We start from the raw sequence: 24,236 nt of genomic DNA on the forward strand, positions 1-24,236 counted from the left end.
GACAGCAGAAGGGAGCTCCGGCGCGTTGCCGGAGCTCCCTTCTGGTGAAGCAGCCCCCGGGCAGGGGGGCTCATTTCAGTTATGCAACCGCAGTGGGAAACCGTTCCCAGACGCGGTGGTTGGCCAACAGTCCGCTGACGCCCGTAACGACGTCGGCGGCAGTGCCCGTGACAACACCGGGTGCCTCGACAGGGACACCGGCGGCCATGAGAACGGAGGCACCGTCACCGAAGGCACCGATGGCCTTCGCGTGGCGGAATGCTTCAGCCAGGAGCAGCGTGATCCGCGGGTCCAGGGAAGGATGCCCCTCGGGGTTGCCTGCCTTGGCGTCCAGGCTGTCCACGGCGTCGGGAGCCGGAGCACCTGAAACCGCCACCACTACGGCGTCGAACTCCGTGGAGCGGGCGGTGAGGTAGGTCCGCTGGACCGTAGCGCCTCCGGCCAGCGTTCCGCCGTGCGGAGCTACCACCAGCGGAACCATGCCCTCTGCGTTAACCGCGGTCAGAACCTCGGACAGCGCCGCGGGATCGGTGAAGTCGTCGGCAATAATGCCAACAATCCGGCCCGCAACAGGCCATGATCCGCCAAGCTGGCTCAGCGCCGGGCTCGGGGCGGTGTCCGCCACCTCGATCTCGGGCGCCGGGGCCTCAAGTCCGAGGCCGGTTGCCACTTCGGCGGCCAGCCGCTCATCGATGTTCGCCAGCGCCTGCAGCTGGCGCAGGCGGATGTTCTCCTCGTAGCACTTGCCCAGTTCAAACGTGTAGGCCTGCACCACGTGGTCCTGCTCCACCGGAGTCAGGGAGCGGAAGAACATCCGCGTCTGGCTGTAATGGTCATCGAACGTGGCCGGATTCTCGCGCACCTTGCGGGCAGCGGGAACCTCAACGGGGACGTCAATGAAGGCGCCCATGTCCGCACCGGCCATGAAGGGGCAGCCGCCGTCGAGGGAGTTGGGCTGATACGGCGCAACTCCGGCGTGGTCTGCATCCTGGTGGAACCCGTCGCGGAGCATGTCATTGACCGGTGCATGCGGGCGGTTGATCGGGATCTGGCTGAAGTTGGGTCCGCCGAGCCTGGTCAGCTGCGTGTCAATGTAGGAGAAGAGGCGGCCCTGCAGCAGCGGATCATTGGTGACGTCGATTCCGGGCACCAGGTGTCCGGGGTGGAACGCCACCTGCTCGGTTTCGGCAAAGTAGTTGGTGGTGTTCTTGTTGAGCGTCATGGTTCCGATGATCTGGACCGGGGCAAGCTCTTCGGGAACAAGCTTGGTCGGATCCAGCAGGTCAATGCCCTCAAACATTTCATCTTCGGTGTCCGGAAACACCTGGATGCCGAGGTCCCACTGCGGGAAGGCTCCGGCTTCGATGGAGTCGGCGAGGTCACGGCGGTGGAAGTCCGGATCCATGCCGTTGATGATCTGCGCTTCCTCCCAGACCAGGGAGTGCACACCCTGCCGGGGCTTCCAGTGGAACTTCACCAGAGTCGTTTCACCCTGGGCATTGACCAAGCGGAAGGTGTGGACACCGAAGCCTTCCATGGTGCGGTAGGAGCGGGGGATTCCCCGGTCCGACATGTTCCACATGGCGTGGTGCTGGGCTTCGGTGTGCAGCGAGACAAAGTCCCAGAAGGTGTCGTGTGCGCTCTGCGCCTGCGGAATTTCCCGGTCCGGATGCGGCTTGCCCGCATGGATTACATCGGGGAACTTGATGGCGTCCTGGATGAAGAACACGGGGATGTTGTTGCCCACCAGGTCATAGACGCCTTCGTCCGTGTAGAACTTGGTGCTGAAACCGCGGGTGTCACGGACGGTGTCCGCGGAACCGCGGGAGCCGAGCACTGTGGAAAAACGTACAAAGACCGGTGTCTCGGTTCCCTTCGAGAGGAAGCCTGCCCGGGTAACACCCTCTGCTGCACCGTTGGCCACGAAAACACCGTGGGCTGCCGCGCCGCGGGCGTGAACCACGCGCTCCGGAATACGCTCGTGGTCAAAATGCGTAATCTTTTCACGAAGGTGATGGTCCTGGAGAAGCACCGGTCCGCGGGGACCTGCCTTGAGGGAATGGTCCGTATCCTGCAGGCGGGCGCCCTGCGCCGTGGTGAGGAACCTGCCGCTCTGGGCGTTGGAGGACTTGGGCGCTCCGGAGGGAACGCCAGTGGGAGAAACGGTTTCCGGGCCGTCCTGGTCCGGTTTGGGCGGCAACGGTTCGCGCGGCTCCGTCGGTTCAGCCAGCTTCGGCGCTTCCGGTGCCGGAACGCCCGGGATGGGTGTGCTCTTGTCAGACATGTAGCCTCCATGATGGTTCGAACCTGACAGCCGCCCGAGTGCGGCGGCCCTCACTACACCCTACTTACTTGCTAAGCATGCTGACAATTACTTTTGCGTCAGAGTCTCCACGAGTTTTAGCCAGCCGTTAGTAATCCGCTCCAGCGGCATCCCTGCTGTCCGGTGAAGATGCAGCAGCAGGCCTGCCTCCAGAAACGCTTCCAGCTGATAGGCCGTCAGTTCGGGATCCCGAACATTCGGGAGCGCCGCAAGGAGCATCGTGAGGTGGGCAAGCTCAAGCCGGCGGACGGGGTGCCCGTGAGAGGAAAACCGGTCCACGTCCGCAGCCTTCCGCAGTTCACCGGTAAGGTCCAGGGCCCGGATCCGCGCAACTCCGAAGGCCCGCAGGCGATCCAGCGGTGCAGCCCCTGGGCCCAGCGGCGGCGGCCCGCTCATGTAGCTTTCCTGGAACCCCCGCTGGGCGTGGTCAAGGACAGCCTGCATCAGGCCTGCCCTGCTGCCGAAGCGTCGAAACACTGTTCCTTTTCCCACACCCGCACGCCGGGCAAGGTCATCCATCGTCAGCGCTTCGGCCCCGCGCTCGGAAATGATGTCCAGTGCCGTGGCAAGCAGCAGCCTCCGGTTTCGGGCGGCGTCGAGACGCTCGCATCCGATCTCTCCGGCTTCTGGTCCAATGTCCTGCATGCGCGCCAGTCTAACCCGCGCGGAATATAAACGGACCGGGGTCCGTTTATAGTTTGAGATGCACCATCTGTGCCGTCAGCGGCACGGTCCCCGATAGGAGTTCACTTGAGCACTAAAGTACTTACCCTGGTCGGCAGCCTTCGGGCCGGTTCAGTTAACCGCCAGCTCGCAGAAACGGCCGTCCTGAACGCCCCGGAGGATGTTGACGTCATCATCCACGAGGGCCTCGGCACCATCCCGTTCTACAACGAAGACATTGACGTTGAGGGATCCGTTCCTGAAGCCGCAGCCGCCCTCCGCGCTGCCGCAGCGTCTTCGGACGCCCTGCTGCTGGTCTGCCCGGAATACAACGGGACCATGCCCGCCGTCCTGAAGAACGCCATTGACTGGCTGTCGCGCCCGTTCGGCACCGGAGCTGTTTCCGGTACGCCCTCAGCCGTTATCGGGTCCGCCTTTGGCCAGTTTGGCGGCGTGTGGGCCCACGACGACGCACGCAAGTCCCTGGGCATTGCCGGCGCCCTCCTGGTGGAGGATGTCCGCCTCTCGATCGGCGGCTCGGTAACGCGCTTTGCCGAGATCCATCCGAAGGACGATGCAGAAGTTGTGGAGCAGCTCCGCGCTGTGCTCACAGCTCTTGCCGATGCTTCAGCCGCAACCGCGGCCTAACAGCTTCAACTCATACGCAAAAGGACGGGTCCGGCAACGCCGGACCCGTCCTTTTGCGTGTGACCCCAGCTGTTTCCAGAAGAGCTACTCCCAGAAGCCTCCGGCCCAAGCTGCGTCCCTGAGATAGTCGCGGGCCGGTCCCACATCCCACAGTTCACCACTCGATGAGACGATTCCCATGTCCCGCAGGTCTTCAACAACGTCTTCAGAGCATCCCAGGACCTCGGACAGGTCCTGGGAGCTGGCAGCTACGACCAGCTCGTTGCGATTTTCCACGGATTTCCTTCCAGATGGGCGTACGTTTTGCGGTGGGCTTTGCTACCTGGCCAGCAAAGTAGCTTCACGTTCCGTACTCCAGCTCCGTGCATAGAGACCGAGCGCGGCTTCTTCCCGGAGGGAGAGTCCAATCCTGTTGAGCAGCATGTGTGCCTGATACACCGTCAGGTGCTGGGCACTGCGGCTGAGACGGGCTTTATCTGCGCGGTAGAGGTAGCTGTCGATAGTCCTGAACCAGCGGCGGCGCCAGTTCTCGACGGCGTTTTCTGCAGCTGTGGCGGCCATCAACCGATGGGTGGGGGCAACCCTGGCGGCTACCTGAACGGTCATTGCCTGCCGGACGCTGGCGGCACGCGGCCCGAAACCCGCGGTGCAGCTGCGCAGATGGCTGTCCCAGTAATAGTCCCAGGAAACGCGCCGGCGGTCCGGCCAGCTGGCCGAGCGCGGTCCCTTCATCATGCTGCGCGCCGAATCAAAAAGAAGCAGGGATCCAAAGGCCCATCTGTTCTGGACCTTGGGGAAGCGAGCCGTAGCCCACGCACCCAGCTCCGATGAAAGTTCAAAAATTTCTTCAGCCAGTGTGAGGCCTTCGAAGCCGCCGTACTTGGCCAGATCGGCCTCGAGCCGCGGATTCTGCACCTCGGCACCCCCGGGACCCATCCGGTCCGCCGCAGGTTCACTGAACTGCTGGGTCATCTCCAAGTGGCCGATCACACCTGATGCCTGTTCGCGCAGCGCCGCCAAAAGGCACTGCAGCCGCTCAATAGTTCCGGGCTCTCCGAGGATCCGGAGCCGAACGTGTGCGTTGGCCGGCTCCATGCACCTGGTGTAATACCACCGCTGGACGCCTTGGGCCTGAGCTTGGGCCGCCAGCGGGGTAACCAGTTCTCCAATGATGCCGTCCGCTACATCGAAGCCCCCGGTGTAGAAGGAGAGCGTCCACCACTGCGCGGTTGAGCGAGTTCGCGAGGCGTTTCGAACTGCAGTCAGCTGAGTCATGGCGTGCATCCCTTCCGGGGTTGTGCTTGGCTACCGCCGCTGGCGGGACTAACTTTTTCCTACGGATACAACTGTTGGTTGATTTCCCCCCGAGGGGAGTTTGCTAGAGCCAGTCCCAAACTTTGGTCATTTTCATTCCCCTCCTGTACCTGCGGCTGAGTCCCAGCCTGTGCGGTTGATTGACTCCGAAAGCTTCCCCCGCGCAGCGATACCCCGTCTACCCTTTGAAATGCCCGGTTGCTGTCATGACCCAATCGACTCTTGCACTTCACGGGTCAATCAGAAACGCCGCCGGGAAAACCGCAGGGCGATGCCGAGTATCGGCAATTGGTGGCCTCCGGAGCGTCCGTCCGGCATAGTGGCATTAAGCGGCCATGTCCGTTATTTCCGCCCGCTGGGAAACCTCTTGGCTGCCGGCGGTCCGCCGCCCGGAAATAGACCCGCCCCGTGGGTAGGCTGGTCCCCAATTGATGAATAGGAGCGGATATCTTGGATGATGTGTCCCAGTCCGTCTACCGGTACGCGGTCAGCTCCCCGGGCTGGACGATCGAGGAGGCCTCTGAGGCGCTGGGCCTTACCACGCGCTCCATTCAGGGTGCCATCCGGGAGCTGGTCGACCGGTGCCTCTTGGTGCAGGCCAACGAAAACCAGCACAGTTACACCGCAGTCTCCCCCGACGTCGCGCTGGCCGAATTGGTGGACCCTGACGAACGGGCCCTCTTGGACCTTCGTTCGCGCATCGCAGCCAAGCGCCGCGAACTCGCGGGCCTGGTGCCGATTTTTGCCGAAGCAAGCCGCCAAGTGTCCACCGACGCCTCGGTGGAAGTTCTGGAAAATCCGGATCAGGTGCTGCGCATCCTGATCGAGTATGCCCGCTCGGCGTCCGAGAGCGTGCTCATGGCCCGCCCCGGGCAGGGCGCCACAGCTGATACTCAGGAGGAGAGCATCCAGAAGGATGTAGACCTGCTCCAACAGGGAATTGAACGCCGCACCCTCTATCACTCGAGCCTCCGCGACCACATGCCCACCCGGAAGGCCATCGAAATTGTCACGGCGGCCGGCGGGGAGTTCCGCACCCTGCCGCACATCCCTTTGCGGGCAGTCATTTTCGACCACAAGGTTGCCGTTGTTCCGCGCGCGAAGGACAGCCGGGACCGCGCTGGTCTGGTTGTCCGCGATCCTGACATCGTGCAGATGTTTGTCTACATGTTTGAATTCGCCTGGGAACTGGGCGAACCGTTCCTGACTAAGGATCCGGTTCCGGGCCAGCTCACCAGCACCCAGCGATCAATTCTTCGTGCTCTCGCCTCGGGACACCCGGATGAGGTGATTGCCCGCCGGATGGGCATCAGCGTACGGACGTGCCGCCGTCATATCGCGAAGATGCTGGAGGATCTCGGAGCCGGAAGCCGTTTCCAGGCGGGCGTGAAAGCTCACCGCGCAGGGTGGATTTAGGCAACGAATGTTGTCCCCAGGTGAACCTGAGGGACTAGGATGTGGGGATGACTTTCGAGGAGACGGCCGTCACAGTCCTGACCGCCGAGACCCAGACGGCATTGGACCGGGCAGTTGCCTCTGCCCACCGCCATGATGCCCTGTTCTCCGACCGGGCCTTCCACATCAAGCAGTCGGCCGTCCGAGACGTCTTCGACATTTCCATCCGCCCCGGACTGGTTTCCCTCGCCGGCGGAAGCCCCTATCTCCGGTCCCTTCCCCTGGAGGACCTGGGTGAATCGGTCCGACGCATCGTTGCGGATCATGGGCTGGAATCCCTGCAGTACGGCGCAGGTCAGGGCATGGAAGAGCTTCGGCTCCAGGCCTGCGAGGTCATGGCGGCGGAGGGCATCCACGACGCCGATCCCGCGGACATCGTCATCACCACCGGCTCCCAGTCCGCACAGGACGTAGCGGCCAAGGTTTTCTGCAACCCCGGCGATGTGGTGCTGTGCGAAGATCCCACCTACGTGGGGGCTCTTAACGCGTTCGAGGCCTATGAAGTGGACATGCAGGCCCTGCCGGTGGACAGCGAAGGACTCATTCCCGAGGCCCTGGAGGAACGAATCACCTCCCTGCGGGAGCAGGGAAAAACCATCAAAATGCTCTACACGATCCCGAGCTTCAACAATCCCAGCGGAGTGACCCTGGCCGCACACCGGCGCCCGCGCATTGTGGAAATCTGTGCCGCGGCGAACATCCTCATCCTGGAAGACAACCCGTACGGGATGCTGCGCTTTGACGGGCAGCCGCTCACTCCGCTGCGGGCCGGGAATCCGCACGATGTGCTGTACCTGGGATCCTTCTCCAAGATCTTCGCCCCCGGGGTCCGCGTCGGATGGGCACTGGTCCCCCGGCACCTGCACCGCCGCTTTTACCTGGCCTGCGAGGCTGTGGTGCTCTGTCCGTCCCCGCTGACCCAGATGCTGGTTTCCGCCTACCTGCGGGACTACGACTGGATGCAGCACATCAAAGATTCGCGGGTGCTGTACGCCTCGCGCTGCACTGCCATGCTCGCAGCTCTGGCCACGGAGCTGCCCGACGGCGTCACGTGGACGGTGCCCGACGGCGGCTTCTTCGTCTGGCTGAGCCTGCCCGGCGGCGTCGACACCTATCCCCTGCTCCATGAGGCCATCGAGGCGGGCGTCGTCTTCATTCCGGGAGCCGCCTTTTCACCGTCGGACGAACCCTCCAACAAGCTCCGCCTGGCCTTCAGCGCAGTGTCTGAAGCGGACATTGCCGAAGGCGTGCGACGCCTTGCTCCCGTCCTGCGCCGTGCAGTGGAGCAGGCTGCGGGGTAGCGGTTCCGCGGGTTACCGGTTTCTTCTGCGCCGTTCAAGGAACGGAAAAACCACGAGGAACAGGCCCAGGATAATCAGCAGCCGCCAGAAAGTCCCCAGCCCCGGGAAAAGTACGATCAGCAGGCTGGACACAACAAATGCCGCCACGAGCAGGATGAGTGTGCGCTTAAGGTCAATGGACGGAGGGCCGCCCCGGCCCTGGGGCCCGCGAGGATTAGTCATAATTCCCGATCGTATCCGGACCGCCGGGGCCTAAGCAGCACCGGCAGTCCGGAAACGGTCCGGCAGCAGGCTAATCGAGCAGCAGCGCCGGTTCCTCAAGGATTGAAGCGACGTCTGCGATGAACCTCGCGGAAAGGTCCCCGTCCACCACCCGGTGGTCAAAGGATCCGCCCAGGGTGGTCACCCAGCGCGGGACTACTTCGCCGTCCACGACCCAGGGCTTCTGCTTGATGGTTCCAAAGGCCACGATCGCAACCTCTCCGGGGTTGATAATCGGCGTTCCGGCATCAATTCCCAGCGCTCCGATGTTCGTGATCGTAAGGGTTCCGCCCCGCATGTTCTCCGGCGGGGTTTTCCCTTCCCGTGCGGTGGTTGCCAGGGAGTTCAGGGCAACCGCCAGCTCCTTCAGGGAGAGATCCTGGGCGTCCTTAATGTTCGGAACCATCAGGCCGCGGGGCGTAGCAGCGGCAATGCCGAGGTTCATGAAGTGCTTGACCAGGATCTCGTCGCCGGCCCAGGACGCGTTCACTGACGGATTGCGTGCGGCGGCCCAGATTACGGCCTTGGCCACGATCAGCAGCGGTGAGACCTTAATGCCCTCGAAATCCCGGGATGCCTTCAGCCGCTTGACGAATTCCATGGTCCGGGAGGCGTCCACATCCACGAAGATACTGGCGTGGGGGGCGGTAAATGCGCTCTCGACCATTGCCTTGGCAGTGGCCCGGCGTACGCCCTTGACCGGGATCCGCTCGATCCGCTGATCGGTGTGCGTTTGGGGCGCTGATCGGTTGGTGTCACCGGCGTCCTGCGCGGAGGTACGCTGCGCGGAGTAGGTGAGCAGATCCTGCTTGGTCACCTCGCCGCTCGCTCCGGTGGCCGGAACGTCCGCCAGATTGATGCCGAGGTCCTTGGCAGCCTTGCGCACCGGCGGCTTGGCCAGGACGCGCTGGACGAGCCGGGTGAGCGCGTCCTGCACGACCACCCCCGCAGCCTGCGGTGTCACGGCAGGGCGTGTCACAGCTTGCGGAGCGGCAGGCGCGGGTGTTGCTGCTGGTTCCGTCGGAGCCGCGTCCGGTCCGGCGGGCGGGCGGTTGGTCCGGGGACGCCGCTTCACGGCGTCGGCCTTGGGCCCGGTACCGGTAAGGGAAGCGCTGGGCTGTTCGTCGTCGCCCGCTGCCGCCGGAACGGGCGCGGGCGTCATGGGAGCTCCGGGCTGCTGGCCGGTTTCCTGCGCCGGGGAACCAGCCGCAACCGTAATGATCGGCGACCCGACGTCCACGGTCTGGCCCTCCTCCACGAGGAGCGCGGAGACGGTGCCTGCGTAGGGCGACGGCAGTTCCACCAGCGATTTCGCCGTCTCAATTTCGACGATGACATCATTGATCTCCACCGTGTCTCCGGCTTTGACCTTCCACTGGACAATGTCAGCCTCTGTCAGGCCTTCTCCCACGTCGGGAAGGTGGAAAGTTCTCTCAGTCATGGCTTCTCAATCTTTGTGGACGCATGGTGTGCTGCGGACGCGGGACGGGACCTTCGGTGCCGTTCAGTAGGCGAAGGACCGGTCCAGGGCGTCCATCAGTTTGTCGATGTCCGGCAGGTAGTGCTCTTCGACCTTTGCCACCGGATACGGCATGTGGAACCCGCCGACGCGGATCACCGGCGCCTCCAAAGACAGGAAGGCGCGCTCAGTGACCCGGGCCGCGATTTCACCGCCGATGCCGCCGAACGTGGGTGCTTCATGGGTCACGATCAGGCGGCCGGTCTTCCGGACCGAATCGGTGACAGTGTCAAAATCGATGGGCGAGATGGAACGCAGGTCCACCACTTCAATGCTGCGCCCGTCCTCCTCCGCCGCTTTGGCAGCGGCCAGTGCGACCGGCACCAGCGGCCCGTAGGTGACGATGGTGGCATCAGCGCCCTCACGGAGCACATGTGCCGCGTACGGATCCCCGGACGGCTTCCGGGTGTCAACATCACCCTTGAGCCAGTAGCGGCGCTTGGGCTCAAAGACGATGACGGGATCCATGCCGGTCATCGCCTGCTGGATCATCCAATATGCGTCCTGGGGATTGGACGGCGTGAGGATCCGCAGCCCGGCGGTGTGCGCGAACAACGCTTCCGGCGATTCCGAATGGTGCTCAATGGAACCAATTCCGCCGCCGTAGGGAATCCGGATGACCACCGGGGCGGTCAGGGCACCTTCGCTGCGGGAGTGCATCTTGGCCAGCTGGGTGGTGATCTGGTTAAACCCGGGGAACACAAAACCGTCAAACTGGATCTCGCACACCGGCCGGTAGCCGCGCAGCGCCAGGCCGATGGCCGTACCAATAATGCCGGACTCCGCCAGCGGGGTATCCATCACCCGGTCCGCCCCGAACTCTGCCTTGAGCCCCTCGGTCACGCGGTAGACGCCGCCGAGGTCTCCGATATCTTCGCCCATCAGCAGGGACTTGGGGTTTTCGGCCAGCCCAGCCCGCAGGCCGGCGTTGATGGCCTTGGCCATGGTCATGGTGCTCATGCGGTGGGCTCCTGGGAATCGGCGAAGCCGGCTTCATAGCGGCGGTGGAAGTCCAGTTCTTCCTGGATCAGCGGATGTGCCTCGGCGTAAACGTCAGTGAACGCATCAGCGAATCCGGGCGATGACATGGCCAGCACGTCCTCCCGAAGCTTGTCGGCCATGACCTGGCCGTCCTTGGCGACCGACTCAAAGAAGGAGTCATCGGCAAGCCCCGCGCTTCGCAGGTGCTTCTCCAGGCGGGTCAGCGGGTCACGGGAAACCCAGGCCTCTTCGTCGGCGCTCAGCCGATACTTTGTGGGGTCATCAGCAGTGGTGTGGGCACTCATGCGGTAGGTGAAGGCCTCGATCAGCACCGGCCCCTTGCCCGAGCGGGCGTGTTCGAGCGCCCATTTGGTTACTGCCCGGACGGCAACAACATCATTGCCGTCCACCCGGACGCCGGGGAAGCCGTAGCCCTTGGCACGGTTGGCCAGCGGGATCCGGGACTGCACCTCGGTGGGCACCGAGATGGCCCAGTGGTTGTTCTGGCAGAAGAAAACCACGGGCGCGTCATAGGAAGCTGCAAAGACCATTGCCTCGTGGACATCACCCTCGGAACTGGCGCCGTCGCCGAAATAGGCAACCGTGGCTGCTTCCGGGAGCTGCGGCTCCACCTTCCGGTCACGCGCCATGCCCATCGCATAACCGACGGCGTGGGGAACCTGGGCGGCCAGGACCAGCGTGTACAGGTGGAAATTAGCCTCCTTGGGATCCCAGCCGCCGTGGGAAACGCCGCGGAACCGGCGCAGAAGCGAGGACAGCTCCAGCCCGCGGGTCATCGCCACGCCGTGTTCCCGGTACGTGGGGAAGACGTAGTCCTGGGCCTGCAGGGCGCGGCCGGAACCGATCTGTGCACCTTCCTGGCCTGTCATGGGGACCCACATCACCAGTTCGCCCTGGCGCTGCAAAGCCGTGGCTTCCTGATCAAAGCGGCGGATGGTGGACATATCCCGGTACAGTCCGCGGAGCTCCTCGGCGCCGAGGTCTGCAGCGTAAGGGCTGTACACATCGTCCTTCAGGAGTTCTCCCTCGGGGCTGAGCAACTGCACCATCTCCGGACGTGCTCCATCCCCGGCAGGGCCGGCGGCCGCTCCGCCCGCGGCACTGCCGAGGTCAGCTCCGGGCAGGCCGAAGGAATCAGCGGCCTCCGTCCGGGCAGCCAGATGCTTCAGGTCCATACTTACTCCTCGCCGGGCCCAGATGACCTGCACCGCGCTAGATATATGCCCCGATGGGAATAGAACACCGGCAGGGCATATATGTGGAACGTTCTTCACTCAGCCTAACGAGCAGCGGCTCCCGGTCCGCACTTAGGACACGCTAGGAAACCAGGGGCCCCTTTGTATAAGTCGCACATAGAGCGAGGAATCGGGTGTTTGCCTCGTCCTCCCCGATGGTGACCCGAACGCCTTCGGAGCCAAAGGCCCGCACGGCGATGGCCTGCTGCTCCGCCAGAGCCGCAAACTCGGGGGTGTTGTCCCCCAGTTCCAGCCACACAAAGTTCCCCTGAGCCTCGGGAATCCGCCATCCGAGGGCCTTCAGGCCCTCAACCACCCGGGTCCGTTCAGCCACGAGTCCTTGTATTCTTTCCACAAGTTCGCCGTGGTGGCGCAGGGACACCACGGCGGCCGTTTCGGCCAACTGCGAGACGGCAAACGGGACAGCGGCAACGCGCAGGTACTGGGTCACGTGCGGATGTGACACGGAGTAGCCCACGCGCAGGCCGGCCAGTCCCGCGCCCTTGGAAAACGTGCGCAGCACCACCACGTTGGAGTACTTGCGGTACATGTCGATGCCGTTGACGGCCTCCGGGTCCCGGACAAAATCCTCGTACGCCTCATCGATTACCACGATCACGTCCGAGGGCACCTTTGCCAGGAAATCTTCAACCTGGACGGCGGTCAGGGCCGGACCGGTGGGGTTGTTGGGCGTGCACAGCAGGATCACGCGGGTCCGGGGGGTTATGGCCGCGGCCATGGCCTCCAGGTCATGGGTTCCATCCGCGCGCAGCGGCACCTGGACACTGTCGGCGCCGGACAGGCCAACACTGATGGGATAGGCCTCGAAGGAACGCCACGGGTAAATTACTTCGTCGGGAAGGCCGAGCGCATCCTGTCCGGCAAAGGTGGACAGCAGCTGGTTCAGCGCGCCCAGGCTGCCGCCTCCGGTAACGATGTCCTCTGCAGGAATGTCCAGGAAGGACGCGAGTTCAGTGCGGAGGGCTGTGGAGAGCGGATCCGGGTACCGGTTGATGTCCTGCCGGTTGCTGATTGCTTCGAGCACGGCAGAAAGCGGCGGAAACGGGTTCTCATTGGAAGACAGCTTGTAACTCTGCAGTCCGTCAATGCTGGCCGGCGGCTTACCCGCGGCGTAGCGGGGCAGCTTCGACATCACATTGCGGGGGAGGATCTCGGGTACCCGGACGTCAGCGGCGTGGTCGTCCTTTTCGGTGGTGGTCATAGGCTTAACCCTAATAGCCTCCGGGGGCTTTCGTGATCTGGGCCACCCGAACTCGGGAATTGCCGGTGTGCCAGCATGGAGCCATGCGCTTCCTGATTCAGATCATCATTAATGCCCTTGCCCTCTATGTGGCCGCGTGGCTGGTTCCCGGCATCACGGTCATCGAAACGGGAGGCGCCGTCACGGGCAACCCGACCGTGGATCTTGTCCTGGCCTTCCTCTTCATTGGTTTGTTGTTCGGCATTGTCAACGCCCTGATCCGGCCGATCGTCAAACTCCTTACCCTGCCGCTGACCATCCTGACCCTTGGCCTTTTCACCATCATCATCAATGCGGGAATGCTGATGCTGACCTCCTGGCTGAGCAGTTACACGCCGGTTGACTTCAGTGTGGACTCCTTCTTCTGGACCGCCGTCCTGGCCTCGATCATCATCAGCCTGGTCTCTCTGGTGGCCGGTTCATTGACCGGAACCCGGCGGTAACGGAGGCGCCTGGGGTGACCGCGAGGGTGTAGGCCGAGGCGCCGGCGCCGGCCTTGATGTCGCAGAAGCTCCGGGAGGGTGGCTGGGTTTCCTCGAGAACTTGAAGAGGCCACGCGTGGCGATCGACGCGGGCGGAATGATCTCCGCCAACGAGCCCAGGGACTCCCGCAGGGAAGGGTCTTGGCTGGCATCAGCTTCAGCGGCCAGTTCCAGGTACAAGTCCAAGTCGTGCGCCGGTCCGAGGCCGCCCGGGCTGCCTTCAGCCGGCGCAGGCTTCCGACCCGTCACCGTGATCCGGTCCGGTGTGTCAGGATTCATGGTTCCGTCCGTCCCCGGAACCCAATCCTGGTAATTCTCGAAATGCAGGACCGACACCCCGTCCGGCGTGCTCCTGTCCCCCGCCGGAGCGCCGGCCGTCACAATCATTTCAACGGAGAACTCACCGGACTCTCCCAGCCGGGCCCCCACATTCACTGCGTGAATCCCGCCCTGGCTGTAACCCACCAGGATCACCGCGTCATCCGCCGAGGCTCCCGCCAGACGGAGCGATTCCGCCACGGCGTCGGCAATGAAACGACTGTCCTCGGCACGGCCCTCAGCGTTGCCGTAATTATCAAAGGGGTTGGGTCCCACAAGAACGTCCCCGGCGTCCTGGGTACCGGGCAGAGTGACAACCCGAACGCGCCGTGTGCCTGTTTGCACGGTCAGGATCTCCACGACGCCGCGATCCGGTCCGTCCAACAGCACCTTGGAGCGCTCCAGGAGGGCGCGTGCCGTACCACGCAGCTCAATATCCACCTGCCCGCCCTGACCCCTGGTGACGTTGATGGGGCGAAGCTCTCCAAACCCGCGGCCCGCGAGCTGCTCCATTACTTTCTCTATGAGAAAGCCATTGAACGGCGGAACCATCAGTTCGCTCTCCACCCGGTCGGGCAATCCGCTGCCGCCGCGCCGCCACATTTCCAAACCCGCCGGCGCGCCCGCCAGCCAGGCCAGCCCCTCTGCCAGTCCTCCCTCAGCCTCCAGATAGTTCCGGGCAGCCTGGCGGAGATCGTCAGCCGCTTCCTCCACATCCCGCTTGTTCCGCGAAAGGTCTCTCAGAACAAGATCAACCGCATCGGCGGCCTCCCGGGCAGACGGATGCACGGGACTGGTGGTGCAGAGGAGCATGTACATATCCCTGCATCCTGTCCGCAGCGATGACAGCTGAGCGGCGGACTGATCCAAGGTTCCCGCCACCGAATCCAGTTCCCGGTACTCCACGGTCAACCCGCGTGCGCCGCCCCGGACATGAATCCCCGGCACTGAATTGTCCTCGGCAGACCACTGGGACGGCATCTAGTGCGTCTCAGTTCCTGCGGCACGGATTTTTTCCAGATGCCCCGAAACGGCGGCAGCGCAAATCTTCAGATCCTCCAGCGTTCCCGCAAGACTCTTGATGTGCCGGCTAAGGACCTCATCAAATTCCCGGGCCGCCGGAGAACGCCACTCCATCCTGCTGAGCGCCGGCAGGTCCTGTTTCATGCCCGCCAGTTTCTCCGCTGCCTCCGCCACATAGGCGGCAGCCTGTTCCGCCGCTTGAATATCACGCGGACTGGCCACCGGCTCCCCAAACATGTCCATCGATTCTCTCCATCCCTGACGCCGGAACACTCGTCCGCTGAATGCCGCTTCAGTTCTTTCATGCCGCAGCGCGCCACGGGCCACCCGCGCTTTCGCTGGGGAAAAAGAACCGCATCTTCGTTCCGCGCAGGCTCTGTGGAGGACAAGCATGTGCCTGCCGGGAACGGACACAGCGGAACGGGGCCCGGAACCGCCAAGTCACAGAGCGGGCCCTCCCGCCGGAGCATGAAAGAATTGCGGCATGGCTGAATCCGCTGCTCCCCGCGTCCCCCTTGCCTCCGTTACCCCCGCCATTGCCCTGGGCCCGTTGGATGGCCGGTACCGCGGCGTCACGGCTCCGCTGGTGGACTACCTGTCCGAAGCGGCCCTGAACCGCGACCGCACGCACGTGGAAGTGGAGTGGCTGATCCACCTCACCTCACATTCCGTCCTGCCGGGCACCTCGCCGCTGAGCACCGAGCAGCAGGCCCAGCTGCGCGAAATTGTCTCCGGTTTCGACGGCAACTCAATTGCCGAGCTTGCCGAAATTGAGCAGGTGACCGTCCATGACGTCAAGGCCGTGGAGTACTACATCGACCGCCGCCTGCCGGCGATCGGCATCGAGAACCTGACTTCCCTGGTGCACTTCGGCTGCACCTCGGAAGACATCAATAACCTCTCCTATGCACTGGGAGTCAAGGGTGCCGTCGAGAATGTATGGCACCCCGCAGCCCTCGACCTGGTGGACCGGATCACCGCCATGGCGGAGGAAACGCGTTCCATTCCCATGCTTTCGCGCACGCACGGGCAGCCTGCCACCCCCACCACGCTGGGCAAGGAACTGGCGGTCACGGCCCACCGGCTGACCCGCCAGCTGCACCGCATTGAAAAGACCGAATACCTGGGCAAGATCAACGGTGCCACCGGCACCTACGCCGCGCACTACGCCTCGGTGCCCGGTGCGGACTGGGAGCAGGTGGCCCGCAGCTTCGTGGAAGGCCTCGGCCTGACCTGGAACCCGCTGACCACCCAGATCGAATCCCATGACTGGCAGGCCGAGCTGTACGCGGACATTGCCCGCTTCAACCGGATCCTGCACAACTTCTGCACCGATGTGTGGAGCTACATTTCCATCGGCTATTTCAAGCAGATCCCCGTGGCCGGCGCCACCGGGTCCTCCACGATGCCGCATAAGGTCAACCCGATCCGCTTCGAGAACGCCGAGGCGAACCTGGAAATCTCCAACGGCCTGCTGGACACCCTGGCCTCCACTCTGGTGACCTCCCGCTGGCAGCGCGACCTCACCGATTCCTCCTCGCAGCGGAACATCGGGGTAGCCTTTGGCCACTCCGTGTTGGCCATTTCCAACGTGGTGAAGGGCCTCGAGCGCCTGGACGTCGCCGACGACGTGCTGGCCGCCGATCTGGACACCAACTGGGAGGTGCTCGGCGAAGCCATCCAGATGGTCATGCGGGCCGAGGCCATCGCCGGTGCTCCCGGTATGGACAACCCCTATGAGCGCCTGAAGGAACTGACCCGCGGACACCGGGTTGACGCGGATCGCATGCGTGAATTCGTTACCGGCCTGGGGCTGCCCGCCGAGGCCGAGGCCCGCCTGCTGGACCTCACTCCGGGCAAGTACATCGGCATTGCCGATTCCCTGGTGGACCACGTCACCAAATAGTCCAAAACGTACGACGACGGCGGGAGGCCGGGTTTTCCAACCCGGCCTCCCGCCGTCGTCATTTGACGGTCCGGCGCCGTTATTGTGGGCCCATGACCGGTTTCCCGCAGCTGCTCCACACCGTTTTGGACACGCCGGATGTGAGGGGGCTGGCGGAGTTCTACCGCCAGCTGCTCGGGCTGCAGTATCGCCACGGAGATGAACCCGCGCCGGGAGGCGCACCCGGCGACGTCGACTGGCTGGTACTGACCGACGCGCACGGCAACCGAAAACTCGCTTTTCAGCAGGCAACCCATCTTCGGCGAACCACGTGGCCCAGGCCTGATGTGCCGATGCAGATGCACCTCGACCTCACCGTTCCCGACCGTCAGGCACTCGAAGACCAGCATTCCAGGGCAATCGCGCTGGGGGCTGAACTTCTTTTCGACCGTACGGATGATCCCGATGAGCCGTTATATGTCTACGCCGACCCGGCCGGGCACCCGTTCTGCATCTTCGTCGCCTGAAGCAGACCCAAGACTAGTCCGCAGCAGCCAGCTGGCCGCAGGCGCCGTCGATCTCCTTGCCGCGGGTGTCGCGCAGGGTGGTGGGTATGCCGGCGTCGATCAGGCGGTTGATGAACTCGCGGGTCACGTGCGGTTCCGGCGAGGTCCAGATGGAACCCGGCGTGGGGTTCAGCGGAATCGGATTCACGTGCACCCAGCCGCGGCCGCGGGCGTTGAGCTTCTTGGCCAGCAGGTCCGCGCGCCACGGATGATCGTTCATGTCCTTGATCAGGGCGTACTCGATCGAGACGCGGCGGCCGGTGACGCGGTAGTAGTTGTACGCGGCGTCCAGAGCCTCGTCCACCTTCCAGCGGCTGTTGACCGGGATCAGCTCGTCACGCAGCTCGTCATCCGGAGCATGCAGGCTCAGCGCGAACGTGACCGGGATGTTCTCCTCGGCCAGCTTGTTGATTGCCGGCACCAGGCCCACGGTGGAAACGGTGATGTTGCGGGCGCTCATGCCCAGGCCCTCGGGAACCTCGGCGGCCATCCGGTGCACGGCATTCATCACGCGCTTGTAGTTGGCCAGCGGCTCGCCCATGCCCATGAAGACAATGTTGGTGACGCGCTCGGCGTCGTGCCCGCCGTCGCGGCGCTTGCCGCCCAGGCCGCCTTCCTTGATCACCCGGTTGGCCTGGACAATCTGGTCCAGGATTTCCGCGGTGGACATGTTCCGGGTCAGGCCGGCCTGGCCGGTGGCGCAGAACGGGCAGTTCATGCCGCAGCCGCACTGGCTTGAGACACACAGGGTGATCCGGCCGGGGTAGCGCATCAGCACGGACTCAACCAGCGAACCGTCAAAGAGGCGCCAGAGGAACTTGATGGTGTCGCCGTTGTCCGTGGTGAGCCGCTTCACTTCGGTCAGCAGCGTGGGGAACATTTCCTTCACCAAATCATCGCGGCGCTCCTTGGGGAGGTCGCTCATGGCTTCGGGGTCCGTGGTGTAGTGCTGGAAGTAGTGCACCGAGAGCTGCTTGGCGCGGAAGGCCGGCAGGCCCAGTTCCTTGAGCTTGGCCTGGCGCTCGGGCAGCGTCATATCGGCCAAGTGGGCCGGAGGCTGGGAAACACGCGGCGACTTGAACTGAAGCAGAGGACGGCCGTCGGGCTCCTTGGCCTGTTCCCAGCCCTCAGTGGCGGGCCGAACCTGCGTTTTCCGTGCCTGCAGCTGGGCCTTGGAGGTGCCAACCGGCTTGGACGGGGTTGCGGGGGAAGTTTCAAGGGAAGTCATCCCTTCTATTTTTGCACGCATCCGCATTCTCCGCTTTTCTGTTAGCCCACTTGGCACGATGCTGAAACACCGCTGAAACCGCCTGCTCCTAGATTGAAGGAAATGCCCGCTCCGGCACGCCCCCAGCAGGAGGTCTCCATGCTTGCCGACCAGCCACCGCACCTCACCATCCGCGAGGTGCCCTGGAGCAATCCCGTAGGCGCCGATCTGCGCGCTGCCCAGCAGGCGGAACTGGATGCACGGTTCGGGTCCTTTGACCATGAACCGGACCCGCCGTCCGCCGAGGACACCGCCGTGTTTCTCGTCGCCTATGACAAGAGTTCCGGCCAGCCGCTGGGCTGCGGCGGCCTGCGGCGGCTGGAAGAGTCCACCGCCGAAATCAAGCGGATCTACGTCCTGCCGTATGCCCGGGGGTCCGGAGTGGCCACCGCCGTGCTGACTGCCCTCGAGTACCGGGCCCGGGCCGCAGGCTACGCAGTCATCACGGCCGAAGCAGGGTCGGCCCAGCCGGACGGACGGCGGTTCTACCAGCACGGCGGCTACACGGTGGTGCCTAACTTCGGCCCCTACACCGACTTGGAGGACTCGGTGTGCTTTGCGAAGACCATTGACCCGGGCCGCTATCCGCCGGACTCTCCCGCCGCCGCGGCCCGTAACCGGATGACCCGGGACTGAAAGGAGCTCAGTAGGTGATGCGGTTCTCCGCCGCGGTCCAGGCGTCAAACGGCGAAGTGGCCGCAACCTCGTGCGGCTCCAGCTGCGTCACCTGCAGGGACCGGTCCGCCACCGGAGTCTCGAAGTACTCATAGAACACGGCGTCGTCGAACCCGGCGCGGGCGGCGTCGTGCCGGTCCGCCGCAAAGACCACCCGGTCCAGCCGTGCCCACAGGGACGAGGCGAGGCACATGGGGCAGGGTTCGCAGCTGCTGTACAGGACTGCACCGCTGAGGTCATGGGTTCCCAGGCCCGCTCCGGCAGCACGGATGGCGGTAACTTCGGCATGCGCCGTGGGGTCATGATTGGCCGTTACCCGGTTCACGCCCTCAAACACCCGTCCGTCCGGGGTGACGACGACGGCGCCAAACGGTCCGCCGCTTTTGGCCACATTGGCGGTGGCCAGGTTAACGGCACGGTCAAGGTATTCGGCGTCGGTGGTGGTCATGCGTATCTCCTTGGGTGCGGATAACCGGCGGCTGCCGCCGGCTCGGCCAGGTAGATAGCACCCGGAGGTGCCCGCCTTCGGCAGAACAAGGCTAGCACCCGGACGCACTGCTGCATCCGATGCCGCCCGCCGCTGCTCCGGGTTGAGAACTCTGGACTGGGGGGGCGCCCGTGTGGGAGCGTACAGGGACAGGCCTGGGCGCTCCGGTTGCTGTGTCCGCCCGGCCAATACCCCAAAGCGGTGCGATCGATTCCGGGAGGAACCCCCGATGGAACGCATGATTTTTCCGAACCTCGCCGTCATGGATCTGGCCAAATCAACGCAGTTTTACCGGGGGCTGGGATTTGTTGAGAACCCGCAGTTCAGCAATGAAGACGCTACCGCTATGGTCATTTCCGACACCATTGTGGTCATGCTGCTGAGGCAGGACTTCTTTCAGGGGTTCCTTCCCGAAGGAGACAGGCCGCATCTGCGGGCTGCCGGCAAGGAAGTCCTCAACTGCCTGAGCTGCGATTCACGCGAAGAAGTGGATGCCTTCCTTGAAAACTGCGCCAAGAGCGGCGGGGCCGTCTTCCAGCCGGCCCGGGAACAGATGCCGGGCATGTATTCCGGGGCGGGCACAGACCCGGACGGACACGTCTGGGAATTCATGTGGATGGATCCGTCCATCCCCGAATAGAACCGGCAGAGCACGGAAGGCAGCGCTTGTATCCCGTCATTTATCCGCATCTCCGGGTGGCCGATCTGGACCGGTCCACCGGCTTTTACATGGGCCTGGGATTTTCCCTTAACGAAAGACTCACCACTGCTGACCTGTCAGCCATGAACATCTCGGCCGCAATTGTCCTGGTCCTCGTGCCCAAGCCTGTTGAGCAGGTGACCCGAACCGCCCTGGCTCTTCCCACCCGCAGTGACGTTGATGAGATCCTCGCCGCCTGCCCGGAAAACGGCGGCAGGGTGACTTCCCGCGCCCGGCACCATGCCTCGGGCGTCTATTTGGGGACCGCCTCGGATCCGGACGGACACCTGTGGGATTTTTTGTGCTGGGACGACGAACCGTGGGCGGGAAACCTGTAGCCTCAGGCGAAACACTGACATTCATCAGAAGAAACGGCACGGCCATGGCCATAAGTTCAGGAACCGCAGAAGAAACGGGACCCGGGTCCCCGCACGCGGCGGACACCCAAGATGTAATCCGGGTCCGGGGAGCGCGGGAGAACAACCTCCGGGAAATCAGCGTTGAGATCCCCAAGCGCCGTCTGACTGCATTTACCGGTGTCTCCGGCTCCGGCAAGAGCTCGCTGGTTTTCAGCACCATCGCGGCCGAGTCCCAGCGGCTGATCAATGAAACCTACAGCGCTTTTGTGCAGGGGTTCATGCCGAACCTGGCCCGGCCGGACGTGGATCTGCTGGAAGGGCTCACCACCGCAATCATCGTGGACCAGGAACGGATGGGCGCCAATCCGCGCTCCACCGTAGGCACGGCCACCGACGCCAATGCCATGCTGCGCATTGTCTTCAGCCGGTTGGGCCAGCCGCAGATCGGCTCGCCCAACGCCTACTCGTTTAACGTCCCCTCGGTAAAAGCCAGCGGAGCCATCACCGTGGAACGCGGCGGCAGGACCAAGGCGGAGAAGGCCACCTACAACCGGCTTGGCGGCATGTGTCCGCGCTGCGAGGGCATGGGTTCAGTGAGCGACTTCGATCTGACCGCTCTCTATGACAGCAGCAAGTCCCTGAACGAGGGCGCGCTCACCATCCCGGGGTACAGCATGGACGGCTGGTACGGCCGCATCTACAGGGGCACCGGATACTTCGACCCGGACAAGCCGATCGCCAGGTTCAGCAAGCGGGAACTGCATGACCTGCTTTACAAGGAGCCCACCAAGATCAAGGTGGAGGGCATCAACCTGACCTATGAGGGGCTGATCCCCAAGATCTCCAAGTCCATGCTGTCCAAGGATCCGGAGGCCATGCAGCCGCACATCCGCGCCTTTGTGGACCGTGCCATCACGTTCAGCGTCTGTCCCGAATGTGACGGAACCCGGCTCAGCGCCGAGGCCCGCTCCTCCAAAATCAACGGCAAGAACATTGCCCAGGCATGCGCCCTGCAAATCACCGACCTCGCGGAATGGCTCCGCACCCTTCACGAACCGTCGGTGGCGCCGCTGCTGGCCGGGCTGCAGCACCTGCTGGACTCCTTTGCCGAGATCGGCCTGGGCTACCTCAGCCTCGACCGGCCCTCGGGCACCCTGTCCGGCGGGGAGTCCCAGCGCACCAAGATGATCCGCCACCTCGGATCTTCACTCACGGACGTCACCTATGTCTTCGACGAACCGACCGTGGGCCTGCACCCGCACGACATTGAGCGGATGAACCGGCTGCTCCTGCAGCTGCGGGACAAGGGCAACACGGTGCTCGTCGTCGAGCACAAACCCGAAACCATTGCCATTGCCGACCACGTAATCGATCTGGGCCCGGGGGCCGGGAGCGACGGCGGTACGGTCTGCTTTGAGGGCACCGTCGAGGACCTGCGCGGCAGCGGAACCGTCACCGGGAACCACCTCGATGACCGCGCCCGGCTGAAGGACACGGTGCGCTCCCCTGCCGGCGTCCTGGCGGTCCGGGGTGCTGCGGATAACAACCTCCAAAACGTCGACGTCGACATTCCTCTCGGCGTCTTCTGCGTCCTGACAGGGGTGGCGGGCTCCGGAAAAAGTTCCCTGGTGCAGGGATCGGTGGCCAGACGGGACGGCGTCGTCGTCATTGACCAGGGTGCGATCAAAGGGTCCCGGCGGAGCAACCCGGCCACTTATACCGGCCTGCTGGAACCGATCCGCAAGGCCTTCGCGAAAGCCAACGGTGTTAAACCGGCCCTGTTCAGCTCCAATTCCGAAGGCGCCTGCCCGGCCTGCAACGGTGCCGGCGTTATTTTCACTGATTTGGGAGTGATGGCCACCGTGGAATCCGTCTGCGAAGAATGCGGCGGCAAGCGGTTCCAGGCGGCCGTGCTGGAGTACACCCTGGGCGGCAGGAGCATTGCCCGGGTGCTGGAGATGACGGTGGCCGAGGCCGGGGAGTTCTTCGCCGGCAACGGGGAATCTCCGCTGCCGGCGGCGCATAAGGTCCTGGTCCGGCTTGCGGACGTCGGCCTGGGCTACCTGCGCCTGGGCCAGCCGCTCACCACGCTTTCGGGCGGCGAGCGCCAGCGCCTGAAGCTGGCGGCCCAGATGGCTGAAAAAGGAACGGTCTACGTCCTCGACGAGCCCACCACCGGCCTGCACCTGGCGGACGTGAACCAGCTGCTGGGCCTGCTGGACCGGCTGGTCGATTCCGGCAAATCGGTGGTTGTCATTGAGCACCACCAAGCCGTGATGGCGCACGCGGACTGGATCATCGACCTGGGTCCGGGGGCCGGGCACGACGGCGGCCGGATCGTTTTCGAGGGCACCCCCGCGGACCTCGCGGCCGGCAGGTCCACACTGACCGGCCGGCATCTGGCCGCCTATGTCGGCGCTTGAGGGCTAGCCCGCGGGCTGCACGCAGATGGTGTCCATGGTGACGGTCACGGCGCCGTCGCCCTCTTCCGCGGTCAGGGTGACCTGGATGCCCCCGGTCTCCTTGAGGGAGGCAGCGTGCGTGCCGCCGCAGGGAATGCGAACCGGGCCCTGGGGCAGGTCCACGGTCCAGCGGCGCATGTCGGTAAGCCCGTCGCCGTCGCACTCAATCCGCACCTCAGCACCGGTGGCGGTCCAGTCCGCCAAAATAGCGTTGATGCCTGCCTCGGCGGCGGGCAGATCTTCCAGCAGTGCCTCCGGCCGGAAGCCCTTGCGGCGCAGCGACTTTCCCAGCCGGTACACATCGGTGGAACCGTGCTCGGTAATGGTGGAGGTTTCGATGGCCAGGGCGTCAAAGTTCGGATTGCCCGCGGCGTCGGCCGGAACGTCCTTTTTCCAGGCCCCGGCAAGCTGCCGGTTCAATGCCAGCGACGCCAGGTGGCAGGCGGTGTGCCCCACGGAGAGGGCGCTCCGGTAGGCCGCGTCCACCTCGATCCGCACGGAGTCCCCTTCCTGCACGGCGGCATTGGGCGGGAGCACGTGTGCAACGGTGAAAGTCCAGCCCTCGGTGCCCTTCTTGACCGGAATATCAGCGCCCAGGAACAGCGCGGCTCCGTCGGTGGCCGCGACCACGGCGTCGCGCACCTCGTAGGAGTTCCCCGCGTCCGTGACCAGCACCGCACGATCCGCGCCCTGGTCCGGCCAGCCGGCATCGACGGGGTGAACGGCCGTGACGTCCAGCAGGACCACCCGGCTGCCGTCAGCCAGGTGCTCGGCGTGAAGGACCGTTCCCGTGGACTCCACGGCGCCGGAGGGATAAGTGACAGTTGTGTCTTCGGTAGGCAGGCTCACAACCCCACCCTACCGACAACTTTTCCGTCCCCGGCGTGACGGCCGTCACTGGATTCTTCGTATCGGACCACAGGGGGGTACAGTTCTAAGTACGACGCGGGGTGGAGCAGTTCGGTAGCTCGCTGGGCTCATAACCCAGAGGTCGCAAGTTCAAATCTTGCCCCCGCAACCAAGAAGACGG

The 24,236-nt window shown here is 64.3% G+C and carries 24 protein-coding genes and 1 tRNA gene; 11 read left to right on the forward strand and 14 right to left on the reverse strand.

Annotation, left to right across the window (positions count from 1 at the left end; translation table 11 throughout):
• Positions 1–79 precede the first annotated feature (79 nt).
• Both AC4D2Q_RS04590 and AC4D2Q_RS04595 read right to left on the reverse strand, forming a co-directional pair.
• Positions 80–2,284 carry a catalase gene (locus tag AC4D2Q_RS04590; protein WP_490945351.1) on the reverse strand — a complete coding sequence of 735 codons (2,205 nt, stop codon included), beginning with the start codon at positions 2,282–2,284 and terminating at the stop codon, positions 80–82.
• Positions 2,285–2,371: 87 nt separating this feature from the next.
• On the reverse strand, positions 2,372–2,968 hold the full coding sequence (locus AC4D2Q_RS04595; protein ID WP_490945353.1) for a TetR/AcrR family transcriptional regulator: 597 nt from the start codon (positions 2,966–2,968) through the stop codon (positions 2,372–2,374).
• Between the two features lie 105 nt (positions 2,969–3,073).
• Between AC4D2Q_RS04595 and AC4D2Q_RS04600 the strand changes: the two genes are divergently transcribed.
• Positions 3,074–3,634, forward strand: coding sequence for an NAD(P)H-dependent oxidoreductase (locus AC4D2Q_RS04600; protein ID WP_490945355.1), 561 nt, complete (start codon positions 3,074–3,076; stop codon positions 3,632–3,634).
• An 84-nt stretch (positions 3,635–3,718) separates the two neighbouring features.
• Here AC4D2Q_RS04600 and AC4D2Q_RS04605 read toward each other — a convergent pair whose 3' ends face one another.
• Both AC4D2Q_RS04605 and AC4D2Q_RS04610 read right to left on the reverse strand, forming a co-directional pair.
• On the reverse strand, positions 3,719–3,910 hold the full coding sequence (locus AC4D2Q_RS04605) for a hypothetical protein (protein WP_400930474.1): 192 nt from the start codon (positions 3,908–3,910) through the stop codon (positions 3,719–3,721).
• A 42-nt stretch (positions 3,911–3,952) separates the two neighbouring features.
• Positions 3,953–4,909, reverse strand: coding sequence for a lantibiotic dehydratase C-terminal domain-containing protein (locus AC4D2Q_RS04610; protein WP_490945358.1), 957 nt, complete (start codon positions 4,907–4,909; stop codon positions 3,953–3,955).
• Between the two features lie 498 nt (positions 4,910–5,407).
• Here AC4D2Q_RS04610 and AC4D2Q_RS04615 point away from each other — a divergent pair, with 498 nt between their 5' ends.
• Positions 5,408–6,364 (forward strand): helix-turn-helix transcriptional regulator, encoded by a 957-nt coding sequence (locus AC4D2Q_RS04615; protein WP_490945706.1) that lies wholly within the window; start codon positions 5,408–5,410, stop codon positions 6,362–6,364.
• Between the two features lie 47 nt (positions 6,365–6,411).
• Positions 6,412–7,704 (forward strand): aminotransferase-like domain-containing protein, encoded by a 1,293-nt coding sequence (locus tag AC4D2Q_RS04620; protein WP_490945360.1) that lies wholly within the window; start codon positions 6,412–6,414, stop codon positions 7,702–7,704.
• A 12-nt stretch (positions 7,705–7,716) separates the two neighbouring features.
• On the opposite strand, the gene AC4D2Q_RS04625 is transcribed toward AC4D2Q_RS04620, so the two are convergent.
• The 5 genes from AC4D2Q_RS04625 to AC4D2Q_RS04645 all read right to left on the reverse strand — a co-directional run bounded on the left by AC4D2Q_RS04625 (position 7,717) and on the right by AC4D2Q_RS04645 (position 12,943).
• A complete protein-coding gene (locus tag AC4D2Q_RS04625; protein ID WP_490945362.1) occupies positions 7,717–7,926 on the reverse strand; it encodes a hypothetical protein in 210 nt (69 codons plus the stop codon).
• A gap of 70 nt (positions 7,927–7,996) precedes the next feature.
• Positions 7,997–9,406: a dihydrolipoamide acetyltransferase family protein gene (locus AC4D2Q_RS04630; protein ID WP_490945364.1), complete on the reverse strand. Its 1,410-nt coding sequence runs from the start codon at positions 9,404–9,406 to the stop codon at positions 7,997–7,999.
• A 63-nt stretch (positions 9,407–9,469) separates the two neighbouring features.
• Positions 9,470–10,444 (reverse strand): alpha-ketoacid dehydrogenase subunit beta, encoded by a 975-nt coding sequence (locus AC4D2Q_RS04635; RefSeq protein ID WP_490945366.1) that lies wholly within the window; start codon positions 10,442–10,444, stop codon positions 9,470–9,472.
• Entirely contained in the window at positions 10,441–11,661 is a 1,221-nt protein-coding gene (gene pdhA / locus AC4D2Q_RS04640; protein ID WP_490945369.1) for a pyruvate dehydrogenase (acetyl-transferring) E1 component subunit alpha, read from the reverse strand. Before pdhA ends, AC4D2Q_RS04635 begins: the two co-directional genes overlap by 4 nt.
• 142 nt (positions 11,662–11,803) lie before the next feature.
• Positions 11,804–12,943, reverse strand: a complete 1,140-nt coding sequence (locus tag AC4D2Q_RS04645; protein ID WP_490945371.1) for a histidinol-phosphate transaminase — start codon at positions 12,941–12,943, stop codon at positions 11,804–11,806.
• 83 nt (positions 12,944–13,026) lie between these two features.
• Between AC4D2Q_RS04645 and AC4D2Q_RS04650 the strand changes: the two genes are divergently transcribed.
• Positions 13,027–13,425: a phage holin family protein gene (locus tag AC4D2Q_RS04650; protein WP_490945373.1), complete on the forward strand. Its 399-nt coding sequence runs from the start codon at positions 13,027–13,029 to the stop codon at positions 13,423–13,425.
• Here the strand turns inward: AC4D2Q_RS04650 and AC4D2Q_RS04655 are convergent.
• Together AC4D2Q_RS04655 and AC4D2Q_RS04660 are read right to left on the reverse strand one after the other, a co-directional pair.
• Positions 13,402–14,730, reverse strand: coding sequence for a hypothetical protein (locus tag AC4D2Q_RS04655; protein ID WP_490945378.1), 1,329 nt, complete (start codon positions 14,728–14,730; stop codon positions 13,402–13,404). The genes AC4D2Q_RS04650 and AC4D2Q_RS04655 overlap by 24 nt on opposite strands.
• A gap of 33 nt (positions 14,731–14,763) precedes the next feature.
• Positions 14,764–15,198, reverse strand: coding sequence for a hypothetical protein (locus tag AC4D2Q_RS04660; RefSeq protein WP_490945380.1), 435 nt, complete (start codon positions 15,196–15,198; stop codon positions 14,764–14,766).
• A 91-nt stretch (positions 15,199–15,289) separates the two neighbouring features.
• Between AC4D2Q_RS04660 and purB the strand changes: the two genes are divergently transcribed.
• Positions 15,290–16,711: an adenylosuccinate lyase gene (purB, locus tag AC4D2Q_RS04665; RefSeq protein ID WP_490945382.1), complete on the forward strand. Its 1,422-nt coding sequence runs from the start codon at positions 15,290–15,292 to the stop codon at positions 16,709–16,711.
• Between the two features lie 92 nt (positions 16,712–16,803).
• On the forward strand, positions 16,804–17,217 hold the full coding sequence (locus AC4D2Q_RS04670; RefSeq protein WP_490945385.1) for a VOC family protein: 414 nt from the start codon (positions 16,804–16,806) through the stop codon (positions 17,215–17,217).
• Between the two features lie 13 nt (positions 17,218–17,230).
• Here AC4D2Q_RS04670 and rlmN read toward each other — a convergent pair whose 3' ends face one another.
• Positions 17,231–18,484, reverse strand: a complete 1,254-nt coding sequence (rlmN, locus tag AC4D2Q_RS04675; RefSeq protein ID WP_400930448.1) for a dual-specificity RNA methyltransferase RlmN — start codon at positions 18,482–18,484, stop codon at positions 17,231–17,233.
• Between the two features lie 102 nt (positions 18,485–18,586).
• Between rlmN and AC4D2Q_RS04680 the strand changes: the two genes are divergently transcribed.
• A complete protein-coding gene (locus tag AC4D2Q_RS04680) occupies positions 18,587–19,159 on the forward strand; it encodes a GNAT family N-acetyltransferase (RefSeq protein WP_490945387.1) in 573 nt (190 codons plus the stop codon).
• Between the two features lie 7 nt (positions 19,160–19,166).
• Here AC4D2Q_RS04680 and AC4D2Q_RS04685 read toward each other — a convergent pair whose 3' ends face one another.
• Positions 19,167–19,652 (reverse strand): nucleoside deaminase, encoded by a 486-nt coding sequence (locus AC4D2Q_RS04685; protein ID WP_490945707.1) that lies wholly within the window; start codon positions 19,650–19,652, stop codon positions 19,167–19,169.
• 262 nt (positions 19,653–19,914) lie between these two features.
• Between AC4D2Q_RS04685 and AC4D2Q_RS04690 the strand changes: the two genes are divergently transcribed.
• From AC4D2Q_RS04690 to AC4D2Q_RS04700, 3 genes are read left to right on the forward strand one after another with little or no spacing between them, the layout of a single operon-like run.
• A complete protein-coding gene (locus tag AC4D2Q_RS04690; RefSeq protein WP_490945391.1) occupies positions 19,915–20,325 on the forward strand; it encodes a VOC family protein in 411 nt (136 codons plus the stop codon).
• A gap of 26 nt (positions 20,326–20,351) precedes the next feature.
• On the forward strand, positions 20,352–20,723 hold the full coding sequence (locus AC4D2Q_RS04695; protein ID WP_490945395.1) for a VOC family protein: 372 nt from the start codon (positions 20,352–20,354) through the stop codon (positions 20,721–20,723).
• A gap of 44 nt (positions 20,724–20,767) precedes the next feature.
• Positions 20,768–23,167, forward strand: a complete 2,400-nt coding sequence (locus tag AC4D2Q_RS04700; RefSeq protein WP_490945397.1) for an ATP-binding cassette domain-containing protein — start codon at positions 20,768–20,770, stop codon at positions 23,165–23,167.
• 3 nt (positions 23,168–23,170) lie between these two features.
• Here the strand turns inward: AC4D2Q_RS04700 and AC4D2Q_RS04705 are convergent, their stop codons facing one another.
• Positions 23,171–24,055: an alanyl-tRNA editing protein gene (locus tag AC4D2Q_RS04705; protein WP_490945399.1), complete on the reverse strand. Its 885-nt coding sequence runs from the start codon at positions 24,053–24,055 to the stop codon at positions 23,171–23,173.
• Positions 24,056–24,150: 95 nt separating this feature from the next.
• On the opposite strand from AC4D2Q_RS04705, the gene AC4D2Q_RS04710 reads away from it, so the two are divergent.
• Positions 24,151–24,227, forward strand: a tRNA-Met gene (locus AC4D2Q_RS04710).
• The last annotated feature ends 9 nt before the right edge of the window (positions 24,228–24,236 follow it).

This window comes from Arthrobacter sp. TJ-178 (genome assembly GCF_058269275.1).

Bases quoted from the DNA above. Each gene is read 5' to 3' on its own strand.
- rlmN (WP_400930448.1), bottom strand. From the start codon at position 18,484: ATGACTTCCCTTGAAACTTCCCCCGCAACCCCGTCCAAGCCGGTTGGC.
- AC4D2Q_RS04620 (WP_490945360.1), top strand. From the start codon at position 6,412: ATGACTTTCGAGGAGACGGCCGTCACAGTCCTGACCGCCGAGACCCAG.
- pdhA (WP_490945369.1), bottom strand. From the start codon at position 11,661: ATGGACCTGAAGCATCTGGCTGCCCGGACGGAGGCCGCTGATTCCTTC.
- AC4D2Q_RS04635 (WP_490945366.1), bottom strand. From the start codon at position 10,444: ATGAGCACCATGACCATGGCCAAGGCCATCAACGCCGGCCTGCGGGCT.
- purB (WP_490945382.1), top strand. From the start codon at position 15,290: ATGGCTGAATCCGCTGCTCCCCGCGTCCCCCTTGCCTCCGTTACCCCC.
- AC4D2Q_RS04670 (WP_490945385.1), top strand. From the start codon at position 16,804: ATGACCGGTTTCCCGCAGCTGCTCCACACCGTTTTGGACACGCCGGAT.
- AC4D2Q_RS04595 (WP_490945353.1), bottom strand. From the start codon at position 2,968: ATGCAGGACATTGGACCAGAAGCCGGAGAGATCGGATGCGAGCGTCTC.
- AC4D2Q_RS04680 (WP_490945387.1), top strand. From the start codon at position 18,587: ATGCCCGCTCCGGCACGCCCCCAGCAGGAGGTCTCCATGCTTGCCGAC.
- AC4D2Q_RS04650 (WP_490945373.1), top strand. From the start codon at position 13,027: ATGCGCTTCCTGATTCAGATCATCATTAATGCCCTTGCCCTCTATGTG.
- AC4D2Q_RS04610 (WP_490945358.1), bottom strand. From the start codon at position 4,909: ATGACTCAGCTGACTGCAGTTCGAAACGCCTCGCGAACTCGCTCAACC.
- AC4D2Q_RS04660 (WP_490945380.1), bottom strand. From the start codon at position 15,198: ATGCTTGTCCTCCACAGAGCCTGCGCGGAACGAAGATGCGGTTCTTTT.
- AC4D2Q_RS04630 (WP_490945364.1), bottom strand. From the start codon at position 9,406: ATGACTGAGAGAACTTTCCACCTTCCCGACGTGGGAGAAGGCCTGACA.
- AC4D2Q_RS04690 (WP_490945391.1), top strand. From the start codon at position 19,915: ATGGAACGCATGATTTTTCCGAACCTCGCCGTCATGGATCTGGCCAAA.
- AC4D2Q_RS04700 (WP_490945397.1), top strand. From the start codon at position 20,768: ATGGCCATAAGTTCAGGAACCGCAGAAGAAACGGGACCCGGGTCCCCG.
- AC4D2Q_RS04590 (WP_490945351.1), bottom strand. From the start codon at position 2,284: ATGTCTGACAAGAGCACACCCATCCCGGGCGTTCCGGCACCGGAAGCG.
- AC4D2Q_RS04645 (WP_490945371.1), bottom strand. From the start codon at position 12,943: ATGACCACCACCGAAAAGGACGACCACGCCGCTGACGTCCGGGTACCC.
- AC4D2Q_RS04625 (WP_490945362.1), bottom strand. From the start codon at position 7,926: ATGACTAATCCTCGCGGGCCCCAGGGCCGGGGCGGCCCTCCGTCCATT.